Source organism: Agromyces sp. P1_H4 (genome assembly GCF_056405255.1).
Map to the genome: position 1 here is coordinate 1 of NZ_JBFUCL010000093.1, position 11408 is coordinate 11408.

General features: G+C 72.8%; 10 protein-coding genes. 4 read left to right on the forward strand and 6 right to left on the reverse strand.

Annotated elements, in window-relative coordinates; translation table 11 throughout:
• Positions 1-22: 22 nt before the first annotated feature.
• Positions 23-1744 (reverse strand): ABC transporter ATP-binding protein, encoded by a 1722-nt coding sequence (locus AC1DY2_RS07940; protein WP_476761924.1) that lies wholly within the window; start codon positions 1742-1744, stop codon positions 23-25.
• 133 nt (positions 1745-1877) lie between these two features.
• Complete coding sequence (locus AC1DY2_RS07945) at positions 1878-3182, reverse strand: glycosyltransferase (RefSeq protein WP_476761925.1); 1305 nt, start codon at positions 3180-3182, stop codon at positions 1878-1880.
• Between the two features lie 204 nt (positions 3183-3386).
• Between AC1DY2_RS07945 and AC1DY2_RS07950 the strand changes: the two genes are divergently transcribed.
• Complete coding sequence (locus AC1DY2_RS07950; RefSeq protein ID WP_309976619.1) at positions 3387-3803, forward strand: transferase; 417 nt, start codon at positions 3387-3389, stop codon at positions 3801-3803.
• Positions 3804-3887: 84 nt separating this feature from the next.
• Here AC1DY2_RS07950 and AC1DY2_RS07955 read toward each other — a convergent pair whose 3' ends face one another.
• On the reverse strand, positions 3888-4937 hold the full coding sequence (locus AC1DY2_RS07955) for an LLM class flavin-dependent oxidoreductase (protein ID WP_476761926.1): 1050 nt from the start codon (positions 4935-4937) through the stop codon (positions 3888-3890).
• 177 nt (positions 4938-5114) lie between these two features.
• On the opposite strand from AC1DY2_RS07955, the gene AC1DY2_RS07960 reads away from it, so the two are divergent.
• On the forward strand, positions 5115-6299 hold the full coding sequence (locus AC1DY2_RS07960; protein ID WP_476761927.1) for a baeRF3 domain-containing protein: 1185 nt from the start codon (positions 5115-5117) through the stop codon (positions 6297-6299).
• Here the strand turns inward: AC1DY2_RS07960 and AC1DY2_RS07965 are convergent.
• Positions 6296-6691, reverse strand: a complete 396-nt coding sequence (locus AC1DY2_RS07965) for a hypothetical protein (RefSeq protein ID WP_476761928.1) — start codon at positions 6689-6691, stop codon at positions 6296-6298. The two genes, AC1DY2_RS07960 and AC1DY2_RS07965, sit on opposite strands and share 4 nt — an antisense overlap.
• A 165-nt stretch (positions 6692-6856) precedes the next feature.
• Between AC1DY2_RS07965 and AC1DY2_RS07970 the strand changes: the two genes are divergently transcribed.
• Complete coding sequence (locus AC1DY2_RS07970; protein ID WP_476761929.1) at positions 6857-7849, forward strand: LLM class F420-dependent oxidoreductase; 993 nt, start codon at positions 6857-6859, stop codon at positions 7847-7849.
• 45 nt (positions 7850-7894) lie between these two features.
• Here the strand turns inward: AC1DY2_RS07970 and AC1DY2_RS07975 are convergent, their stop codons facing one another.
• A complete protein-coding gene (locus AC1DY2_RS07975; RefSeq protein ID WP_476761930.1) occupies positions 7895-8173 on the reverse strand; it encodes a glutaredoxin family protein in 279 nt (92 codons plus the stop codon).
• Between the two features lie 81 nt (positions 8174-8254).
• Here AC1DY2_RS07975 and AC1DY2_RS07980 point away from each other — a divergent pair, with 81 nt between their 5' ends.
• Positions 8255-8689: a YdeI/OmpD-associated family protein gene (locus AC1DY2_RS07980; RefSeq protein WP_476761931.1), complete on the forward strand. Its 435-nt coding sequence runs from the start codon at positions 8255-8257 to the stop codon at positions 8687-8689.
• Between the two features lie 36 nt (positions 8690-8725).
• On the opposite strand, the gene AC1DY2_RS07985 is transcribed toward AC1DY2_RS07980, so the two are convergent.
• On the reverse strand, positions 8726-11408 hold a 2683-nt coding region (locus AC1DY2_RS07985; RefSeq protein ID WP_476761932.1), incomplete at its 5' end, for a TM0106 family RecB-like putative nuclease.

Consider the following 11408-nt stretch of genomic DNA (forward strand, 5'->3'; position numbering starts at 1 on the left):
GTGGCAGACGCGAGCGGGGCAGTCATGCGCCCGCCGGCCCGGAGCGGGGGAGCTGCGACATCCGCGTCACCGTCTGCCACTCGGGATGGCGCACGAGGCTCCGCATCGCACGTGCGAGGGGCGGATGCCGCAGCCCGGCCTCCTCGATGAGCGGACCCGCGAGCACCTCGTCGGTCGTGCCGGTGCCGACCACACGGCCGTCCTGCATCACGGCGACCCGGTTCGCGTAGTCGGCCACGAGCTGCAGGTCGTGCGTGACGACGAGCACCGTCGTGCCCTCGCCGTTCAGCGTGCGGAGCAGGTCGAGGAGCTCGGTCGCGCGGGCGCGGTCCTGGCCGAAGGTGGGTTCGTCGAGGGCGAGCACGGGGGCTCCGGCGACGAGGGCCGTGCCGACCGAGAGTCGCCGCTTCTGCCCGCCCGAGAGGAGGAACGGATGCCGGTCGGCGTACTCGACGAGATCGAAGCGCCGCAGCATCCGCTCGATCTCATCGTGTCGTTCCGCCTCGGGAACGCCCTGGAACCGGAGGCCGGTGTCGAGCTCACCGGCGACGGTGTCGGCGACGAACTGGTGCTCGGGATTCTGGAACACGAAGCCGATGCGCTGTGCGCGGTCGCGCGCGTCGGCCCGTTGCGGGTCCATGCCGAGCACGTCGACGAGCCCGCCCGTGCGGGGCGCCACGCCCGCGATCGCCTGCAGCAGGGTGGTCTTGCCGGCGCCGTTCGTGCCGACGATGGCGAGGAAGTCGCCGGATGCCACGTCGAGGTCGACCCCGTGCACCACGACCGGTCCGCGGCGGCCGCCCCTACGCACCGACACGTCGCGCACCGTGATGGCGGGTGCGGCAGAGGGTGCGAGCGCGGTCGCGGGCGTCGTGATGGGTGCGGGCAAGACGTAAGTCGCCTCGAGCGCACCGGCGAGCTCGGACGGCGTGAGCGGAAGCGGATCGATCGCCACTCCCGCCGACCGCAGGCGCATGGCCGCGAGGGTCGAGACGGGCAGCCACACGCCGAGTTCGAGCAGCTCGCCCGCCCGGCCCTGCAGCACGTCGCGCACGGCTCCGTCGATGACGAGGCGGCCCGCCGCGTCGAGCACGACCACCCGGTCGACGAGGTCGACGGCCGCGTCGAGGTTGTGCTCGATCAGCACGATGGCGTGGTCGCGGTCGTCGGCGAGCTCGCGGAGCACCGCGTACACCTCGTCGATTCCAGCCGGGTCGAGGTTCGCCGTCGGCTCGTCGAGCACGAGCACCGGTGAGGCCAAGGCGAGGGCGCACGCGATCGCGAGTCGCTGCCGGCCGCCGCCCGACAGCACGTCGGGGTTGTCGCCCCGGCGGTCCCACAGCCCGACGAGCTTCAGGGCGCGCTCGGCACGTTCGAGCACCTCGGCCGCGGGAACGAGCCGGTTCTCGGGGCCGAACGCGACCTCGTCGAGCAGGGTGCCCGTCACGACCTGGGCGTCGGGATCCTGGAAGACCATGGMGACGTGCTCGCTGAGCTCCGCGACCGTGCGCTCGCGCGTGTCGGCGCCGCCGACCCGCACCGACCCCTCGAGCTCGGCCGCCACAGCGTGCGGCACGAGACCGTCGAGCGCGAGGGCGAGCGTCGACTTGCCGCATCCCGACGGCCCGAGCACGAGCACGACCTCGCCGGCCCGGATGTCGAGTGACACGCCGTCGGGCGTCGCGCGGGCGGTGCCCTCGTGCCGGATGCGCACGGCATCGAGCTCGAGCAGCGGGGCGGTCATGGAGCGGCTCCCGGTTCGGAGCCGGCGGGGGCCGGCGGAGCGGAGACATCGCCGACGATGCCGGCTTAGGACAGCCTAACTTGCCGCACCGACGGTCGATCGGCGGCGGGCGAGCGCACCGACCCGTGGGGCGTCAGCCGACCCGCGTGCCCACAGTTCTCGCTGCCGCCGCCTCGAGCTCCGCCGCGATCATCCCGAACGTGTCCACGTCCCGGATGCGGCGGGCGAGTGCCCGCGCCCGCTCCCGGTATCCGGGGTCGCCGAGCACGCGCTCGACGCCCGCGCGGACGTCGGCGGCGGGCGGCGTCCCCGTCTTCAGGTTCACGCCGCCGCCGGCCCACTCCACGCGCGTCGAGACCTCGGGCTTGTCCTCGGTGTCGCCGGCGGCGACGATCGGCACGCCGTGGCTCAGGGCGTACTGGGTGCCGCCGAACCCGGCGTTCGTCACGAACACGTCGACCTTCGGCATCAGCAGGTCGTAGGGCAGGAACTCGGCGGCGCGCGCGTTCGACGGCAGCGGGCCGACCTCCTCGACCGGCCGCCCACCGGTGGCGACGACGACAAGCACGTCGCCGCCGTCGAGMGCGTCGAGCGTGGGACGCACGAGGCGGCCGAAGTCGGCGTTGTCGATGGTGCCCTGGGTCACGTGCACGACCGGTCGATCGCCGTCGAGCTCGTCCCACCACGCGGGAAGGGCGCCGGCCACGGGCGCCGGGGGCAGCACCGTGCCGACGAAGCGCAGGTTGGGCGACAGGTCGCTGCGCGGATACTCGAACTCGGCGGGCGAGAGCTGCAGGAACCGGTCGAACCGGCGCGAGAAGTCGAGCACGAACGCGTCGAGGTCGGGCCGGCCGAGCGAGCGCATGGTCTCGTTCGCGAGCCGCTGCGAGGCCCGGAACAGCACGCGCTGCACGAGCACGTTCAGCACGCGGTTGCGGAGCCGCCCGACACGCCCCGGCATCGGCGCGAGGCCGAGCCCGTAGGGCGCGACATCCGGGCTCGACTGGCTGAGGGGTACCACCCCGACGGCCAGCACGGGCGGGCGGGTCGCCGGATCGTCGAGGAGCAGCGGCAGGATGCCCGCGAACGCGGCGTCGACGAGGATCGCGTCGGGAGCGACCTCCGCCAGGGCGGCCTCGACCCCGCGGAACTGGGCGGGCACCRTCTTCACGAAGATGGTCTGCACGTCGTACTGGAGCTTGCCGATGCCGCGGTGACGGTCCCGGTCGGGCAGGTGCTCGGCCATGCGGCGGTCGTCGAGGTCGGCGATGCCGCTCAGGGCGCGGTGGGCGGCGCCGGTGGCGACGACCGCATCGTGGAAGCGGGAGCCGGTGAGCACGGTGACGTCGTGGCCACGCGAGACGAGGTCGCGGGCGATGGCGAGCAGGGGCGCGACGTGACCCTGGATGGGGCTCGCGCACAGCAGGTAGGTGGACATGTGCAGCGAAGCTACGAGCGTCCGGATGCCGCGGCAAGCGATTCGGGCGCCGTTCGGTGCTGTCCCGGGCGAAGTTCAGGGCTGACACCGAGCGGATTCGCAGCAGACGGTAGGTTTTGGAGCGCAGTCTCGGGAATGCCCAGATCAGCCCAGAGGTTGTATCAATGTCCGGACGTGGAGCCACCACGTCGGAAGGAGGAGAACGTGGGCATCAGTTACGTCGAGTTCGAAGACGAAGCCGGAGTCCTGCGTCGCTACCGCAAGCACGCGAACGGCCGGGGCCTCGTCGCCACGACCGCGAAGGTGGACGCGACGGCATTCGTCGACCCGACCGCCTACGTCGACCCCGGTGCCGAGGTGCAGCGCGGAGCCCAGATCGGGCACGGCGCCTGGATCGACCGCGACGCCATCGTCGCGGAGCGGGCCGTGGTGGGCGTCAACGTCCACGTCGGCCGTCGGGCCGTGGTCGGCCGCAACGCCGTCATCGGCCCGTACGCCAGCGTCGGCGACGACGCGCGCGTGCAGAACGGCGCACGGGTCCCCCGTGAGATGACGGTCGCCGAGGGCGACGAGTTCCGGGCGACGGGCGACGACCTGCGCCGGCTCGGCCTCGCGGCCTGACGCCGCCGGTACGGCACGCGGAACCGCAGCAGACAGACGGATGCCCCGGGCGAGCGCCCGGGGCAGACTCATGCCTGGGGGGCGTCAGCCGAGCAGTTCGCGCGCCAGCAGCTCGAGCGTCTGCTCGCGGCCGGGCGCGGCATCCGTCGGCTCGGACTCGTGCGAGCCCGCGATCGGGGCGACCATGACCTCGTCGATGCCGTGCCGCGCGGCGAGGCGCCGCAGCTCGGAGGCAGCGCCGGCGGCATCCGCGATGATCCACCGCTGCTCCATCGCGGCGATGAGCTCGTCGCCGAGGGAGTCCGCGGGGGCCGCGGCCGCCTCCTCGATCGTCTCGAGCGGACGCATCGGGCGGTTGGTGCGCAGGCGCGCCATCGACCGCAGCTGCGGCAGGGCGCGAGCCCGCGCCTCCTCGACGGTGGGAGCGACGGAGGCGTTCACCGTCAGGAACGTCTCGGGCACGGGGTGCGCCTCGCTCGGCTGGTACTCGGTGCGGTAGAGCTCCAGTGCACGCTCGAGCCCCTCGCCCGAGAAGTGGTTCGCGAACACGTAGGGCAGGCCGAGCGACGCGGCGAGCTTCGCCGAGTAGTCGCTCGAGCCGAGCAGCCACAGCGTCGGCACGTCGGCGGCCGCGGGCGTCGCGGTGATCGCGTACTCGCGCCCGCTCGTCAGGCGCAGCGACGCGCCGTCGGGGGAGAGCAGGCTCAGGATGTCGGCGATGTGATCGGGGAACCGGTCGACGTCCGCGGTCGGCCCCGAGATGCGCAGCAGCTGCGTGATCACCGGGTCGCTGCCCGGCGCGCGGCCGATGCCGAGGTCGATGCGCCCGGGCGCGAGCGCCTCGAGTGCGGCGAACTGCTCGGCCACGACGAGCGGTGCGTGGTTCGGCAGCATGACGCCGCCCGACCCCACGCGGATGCGCTCCGTGCGTGCCGCGGTCGCCGCGATCAGCACCGGCGGCGTCGTCGACGCGACGGCCGGCATGTTGTGGTGCTCGGCGAACCAGTAGCGGGTGTAGCCGGTTCGGTCGGCGAGCTGCGCCAGGCGCACGGATGCCGCGACGGCGCCCGCGCTGGTCTGGCCGGTCCGCACGGGAACGAGGTCGAGCACGGAGAGTCGGAGCGTGTCAGTCATCGATTGATGCAACCCCGCCGCCGTGCCCCGCTATTCCGGCGACCGCCGACGTGACCTGTCGGCGTGACCCGGCAGATCGGGCCGGCGGGTCGTCCACGGGGACTGTCGCTCGTGCCCAGCCCTTCATAGGCTGGGGTGCGAGCGACGATGCTGTCGCGAGACCTGGGGGAGGAACGCATGACGGTCCACTACGAACTGCCCACGACCGCCGATTTCGCCGCGCTGGCGGGCCCGCACCATCCGGCGATCACCGTCTACGCCTCGACGTCACCGGTCGTCAGCGAACGGGAGCGCGCCGAGGTCGCGGTGAAGAGCGCCTTCGACGAGGCCATCGAGCAGGTGAAGGCGTCGGGTGCATCGACCGCCGAGCTCGAGGCGCTGCGCCGGGCGCGCGACGGGATCATCGCCGACCAGGAGCTCTGGGCCGGACTCGCCAGGTCGCTGGCCATCTTCGTGGCGCCCGACTTCACCGAGGTGTTCGTGCTGCCCAACCAGCTCGACGACGCGCTGCACGTCGGCTCGCACTTCACGCTCGGGCAGCTGCTGCGTGCACCGAGCCAGGACCAGGAGGCGTACGCCGTGGCCGTGTCGGCCAACGAGTGGGCGCTCTGGCACGCCACGCCCACCGACCGGGCCGCGCAGATGCCGACCGACCCGACGCTGCCCAAGAACGCGGACGAGGCGGCGAACCGCGAGGCGGGCGATGCCGGCACGCGTCGGGTGGGCGGTCACGGCGACCGCGGCGCCAGCGAGGACGACCGTCGTGCGTCGACCCTCGACATCTACGCCAAGCGCGTCGCTGACGCCGTGAAGCAGGAACTCCAGCTGCACGATCCGGGCGATCGGGTTCCGCTGTTCGTGTTCGCCGCCGAGCCGACCCTGAGCCAGTTCATCGAACGCGCACGCAACCACCGTCGGGTCGTCCCGGTGCCGGGCGCGCCCGACCGACTCGGCGCCGCCGAGATCGACGAGGCCGTGCGGCACCAGCTCGCCGCCCTGAACATCAGCGAGGCTGACGCGGCCCTGCACGGGCTCGCCGAGGGCAGCGCCGGTCGTGTCGAGCGCGACCTCGCGGCGATCGGCCGCCTCGCCGCCGACGGCGCCGTCGAGACGCTGTGGTTCGACTTCACCACCTCGGTGAACGGCACGCTCGACCAGGAGTCGGGCGCGATCGAGTTCGCCACCGGCAACGGCGAGGGCGACGCGCTGCACGACGGCACGCACGCCGGCGATCTGCTCCCCCAGCTGGCGCTCCTTGTCATCGCGAAGGGCGGCAAGGTGGTCACCGTGCGCAGCGACGACCTCGACGGCAACGTGTGGTCGGGTCCGGCGATGGCCGAACTGCGGTTCGCGCTGGCCTAGCGGGCGGCTGCGACCGCGGCATCCGCTCGGCGTCGCGCGCCGCCGCCGGACTGCTGGGGAGGTGCCGACGCGGGCACGACGGGAAGGGTGAAGCCCTCACGCCAGCGGAAGCGGATCTGGACCTCCTGGGCGTGCGAGTCCTCGACCATCACCTCGACGTCCGTGTCGGTGACGACGCGGGGCCCTCGGGTCGAGGGCTCCTCGCGGAGCTCCAGCCAGAGGCTCTCGGGGTGGGGCACGACGCCCGGGTTGGCGGCCACGAGCCGCAGCTCCCAGCCGCTGGAGGGGCATAGGCCGCTCCCCGTCACCCGGATGAGGCGGCCCTCGGAGCTCTCGATGGCGATGGCCTCGAAGTCGTCCGCAGAGAAATCGCAGTGGTTCGGCGCAGTCATGCGTGCGACGTTAGGCCGCCGTGCCCCCGTCGGCGTCAGGGCTGACGCTGAGATCCGGATGCCGCGGGCGGCGGCGCGCGGCATCCGCTCGGGCTCGCCGCACCACATCCGCGCGGCGCTGGCAAGCGTCTTCCCGGCCGTGATCGTCGCCCTAGGCTGGTCCGCATGCGATTCGGAATGTTCGTTCCCCAGGGTTGGCGTCACGATCTCGTCGGCATCGAGCCGGCCGAGCACTGGGAGGCCATGCGCGGCCTCGCGGAATTCGCCGATGCCGGCCCGTGGGAGTCGATCTGGGTGTACGACCACTTCCACACCGTGCCCGTGCCGAGCGACACCGAGGCGACCCACGAGGCGTGGACGCTGATGTCCGCCTACGCGGCCACGACCTCGCGCGTGCGGCTCGGCCAGATGTGCACCTGCATGAGCTACCGCAACCCCGCCTACCTCGCCAAGGTGGCCGCGACGGTCGACGTCATCTCGGGCGGACGCGTCGAGATGGGCATCGGCGGCGGCTGGTACGAGCACGAGTGGCGCGCGTACGGCTACGGCTTCCCGCCCGTGCCCGAGCGCCTCGCACGGCTCCGCGAAGGGGTCGACATCATGCACCAGGCGTGGACCACGGGCACGGCGACGCTCGACGGCGAGCACTACCAGGTCGACGGCGCGATCGTGCGGCCGCTGCCGCTGCAGGAGGGCGGCATCCCGATCTGGGTCGCGGGCGGCGGCGAGAAGGTGACGCTGAAGATCGCGGCGAAGTACGCGTCGTACACGAACTTCGCCGGAAGCCCCGAGGAGTTCACCCACAAGAGCGAGGTGCTCCGCGGGCACTGCGAACGGCTCGGCACGGAGTTCGACGCGATCACGCGGTCGTCGAACTTCAACACCGTCGTCGGCGTCGACGAGGCGGACGTGGAGCGTCGCCTCGCCGCGATCGAGGAGCGGGTCGCACCGTTCCTCGGCCCGCAGAAGACCGCCGATTACCTCGCGGACTTCCGCAGCCCGAACGCCGCCGTGGGCACGCCCGAGCAGGTGATCGCGAAGCTCGAGGAGCGACGCGAGCTCGGGCTCGGCTACGTCATCTCGTACTTCCCCGAGGCGGCCTACGACCGCTCGGGGCTCGAGCTGTGGGCGTCGGAGGTTATCCCCGCGCTGCAGTAGCGCGGGGACGACCTCGAACGCGCGGGCCGGGCGGGTCGGGCCGCGCTAGGCCGCGATGGCCTCGTCGAGCTTCTCGGCGAGCTCGGCGTCGGTCGGCTCGGTGAAGTGCGTGCCGTCGGGGAAGACCACGACGGGGATCTGGGTGCGGCCGCTGATGGCCTTTGCGCGGTCGGCGCCGTCGATGACGACCTCGAGGTCGACGTAGTCGTACTCGACGCCGCGCCGGTCGAGCAGCGCCTTCGAGCGGCGGCAGTCGATGCACCACTCGGCGCCGTACATCGTGATGCGGGCAGGGTTCAGGTCGGGATTCGCAGGGGAGGTCATACCGAGAACCTACGCATCGCGCCTGTGCGGTATTCCCAGCTTCGCTTCCGGGTGCGCCGGTGCCGGTGGCAGACTCGGCGCATGCGGTTCGAGACCACCATGCTCCTGTCCGGCAACAACACCGGCATCGAGGTGCCGCCCGACGTGATCGAAGCGCTCGGCGCCGGGCGCAAGCCGGCGGTGACGGTGAGCGTCAACGGCTACGAGTACCGCAGCACGGTCGCGGTGATGGGCGGCCGGCACCTCATCCCGTTCAGCTCCGACAAGCGGGCCGCCAMCGGCATCCAGGGCGGCGACCCGATCGTCGTCGACGTGGAGGTCGACACCGCACCGCGCACGGTCGAGGTGCCCGACGACCTCGCGGCCGCGCTCGAGGCGACACCGGGCGCACGTGCGGCGTTCGATGCGTTGTCGCCGAGCGCCAGGAAGGCGCACGTCACCAACGTCGAGTCGGCGAAGGCCCCCGAGACCCGGCAGCGTCGCGTCGAGGCGATCATCGCGAAGCTCGCCGGCTGAGGACAGGCGCGAGCCCGCGCCCACGCCGGCGAGCGCCTACGGGCTCGTGCTCGTGAGCGCCGGCTCGGGCGGCGTCTCGAGGCCGGCGGCACGCGGCAGGTCGGCGTCGACCAGGCGCACGAACGCGCTCAACTGGGCGACGCCCTCGGGCGTGCGCGGCAGCGCGTCGAGCAGCCCGGGGGAGTAGACGAGGTAGGCCGCCCACTTCGCGCGGGAGATGGCCACGTTGAGCCGGTTCTTCAGCAGCAGGAACTCGATCCCGCGTGGTGCGGCGGCGGCGGACGACGCGGCGAGCGACACGATGGCCACCGCGGCCTCCTGGCCCTGGAACTTGTCGACCGTGCCGACGGGGACGTCGGGGTAGCCGGCGGCGTCGAGTTCGGCCCGTACGACCGACAGCTGGGCGTTGTAAGGGGTCACGACGATGAGGTCGCGCTGCGCGAGCGGCCGGGCGGCGGCGGCCGCGACCGCATCGGAGGCGTCGACCCAGGGCCGCCCGATGAGCTCGCGCACGAGCCCGACGACCACCGCGGCCTCCTCGGGCGACTCCGTGGCGTTGCCCGCGTGCTCGACGGGCACGGCGGTGAGGCCGGGTGCCACACCCTCGAGGGAGCGCATCGACGCGACGGCGTGCGAGTGCAACGCGCCGTCGTAGGACAGGTGCGACACGGGATCGGAGACCGCCGGGTGCATGCGGCGGCTCTCTGCGAGGAAGTAGCCGAACTCGCCGGGCAGCACGTCGTGTCCGTCGGCGACCCACCCGAGCGCCGACTCGTCGACCGGCTCGGGGTGGTTGCCCTGGCTCACCTGCGGCAGCTGCTGCGGGTCGCCGAGCAGCAGCAGGTTGCGGGCGGCCACGCTCGACGCGATCGTCGCGGCCAACGAGAACTGGCCGGCCTCGTCGATGACGAGCAGGTCGAGCGAGCGGCGGGGGACGCGGTCGGCGTTGGCGAAGTCCCACGCGGTGCCGCCGATCACGAATCCGGATGCCGCGTGCGCGCCCGTGTACTCGGCCACGCCGTCTTTCGCGATGATCGTGTACTCGTGGTCGCCGGGCTGGTTGCGGTCCTTCGGCGCCTTGGCGACGAGGTCGGGCGCAAGGCCCGCACGGACCACGGCGTCGAGCACGTTCTCGACGACCGCGTGGGACTGCGCGACGGCGCCGATGCGCCAGCCGTGCTGCGCGACGAGCCGGGCGATGGTGTGCGAGGCGACGTAGGTCTTGCCCGTGCCGGGAGGGCCCTGCACGGCGAGGTAGGAGTCGTCGAGCCGTCGCAGTGACGCGACCGCCGCGGCGACGTAGTCGTGCTCGGCGCTCAGCGGCGCGAGGCCGTCGGTCTCGGGGCGGGTGCGCGGGGGCGTGCGTCGCAGGATGTCGATGCCGGGGTTCTTCGGCCAGGCGAAGGGGTACAGGCTCGACAGCTCCTGCGCCCACTCGAGGATCGCGTCCTTCTGCCGGCCGGCCGGCGGCGGGGTGCCGGGCACCACCGCCATGGGCAGCTCCGACCAGGTGACGCCCGCGACCGAGCGCTCCTCGACCACGAGGCCGTCGTCGAGCACCTCGAGCACGCGCACCGAGTTCGGCGTGCGGGAGCCGGGGCGCAGGCCCTGACGGGGGAACGGCGCCGGAGAGTCGTAGAGCACGAACAGCTCGCCCCCCACGCCGAAGCGTGAGCCGGGCGCGATGCGCCCGCGGAGTCGAAGCTCGCGACGGTCGGTGCGGTGCTGGTCTTCGCGATACCAGCGCTGCGACACCTGCGACGCGGCCGGGTCGACGACGAGGACGTCACGGTGGTCCTCCCAGGCCTCGAGCGGCTGCTCGACGCGGAAGAAGTGCCCCCACCAGAAGGTCTTCGCCTCGCGGTCGTGGTAGTCGATCGCGGCGGCGGCCAGCGCGAGCGCGGTGTGATCGGGATCGCGGTCGGGATCGTCGGGCGGACCGGCGAGCCGCTGCAGCTCGACCGCGAGGGGCGAGGCCGCGTACACCTTGCCGGCGGCCTTCGCCGCCTCGACGAGGAGCGACTCGGGCACCGGCTCGACACCGGAGCGCCGGGCGATGGCGAGCAGCCAGTCGCGGAGGCGCAGCGTCGACACGCAGTCGTAGCGGTTGTAGTCGGCCAGGTCGTCGAGCACGTGCTGCGCCGCCTCGGCGCCGACGAGGCCGGTGGCCGGGTCGAGCTCTCCCGTGGCCAGCAGTTCGCGGGCGCGCACGTACTCGAGGATCGAGTCGCCGCCCGACTTCACCTCGGCCTCGCGCAGCTCGGTGCCCATGTAGAGCGGCTCGAGCTTCTTGATCGAGTACGACCGGCTGCCGACCCGCACGGCACGCTTGACGATGGGGTAGAGGTCGACGAACACGCCGTCGGCGAGCAGTTGGTCGACGGCAGCCTCGCCGACGCCGTGACGCGCCGCCATGGTGAGCAGGTGGGTGCGCTCGTAGCTCGCGTAGTGGTAGATGTGCATGTTCGGGTGCGCCGCACGCCGGGCGGCCACGAGGGCGAGGAACTGCTCGAGCGCCACGCGCTCCTCGGCGAACGAGTGCGCCCAGATCGGCGTGAAGCGCTCGTCGGTGTCGACCATGCCGAACAGGTAGTCGATGCCCCAGTCGGTGGCCGCGCCCTCGGTGTAGAGCGGGTCGCCCTCGAAGTCGAAGAACAGGTCGCCGGCGTCGGGCTCGGGGATCGCCGCGAGCGACGCCGCGTCGCGCACGACCACGGGC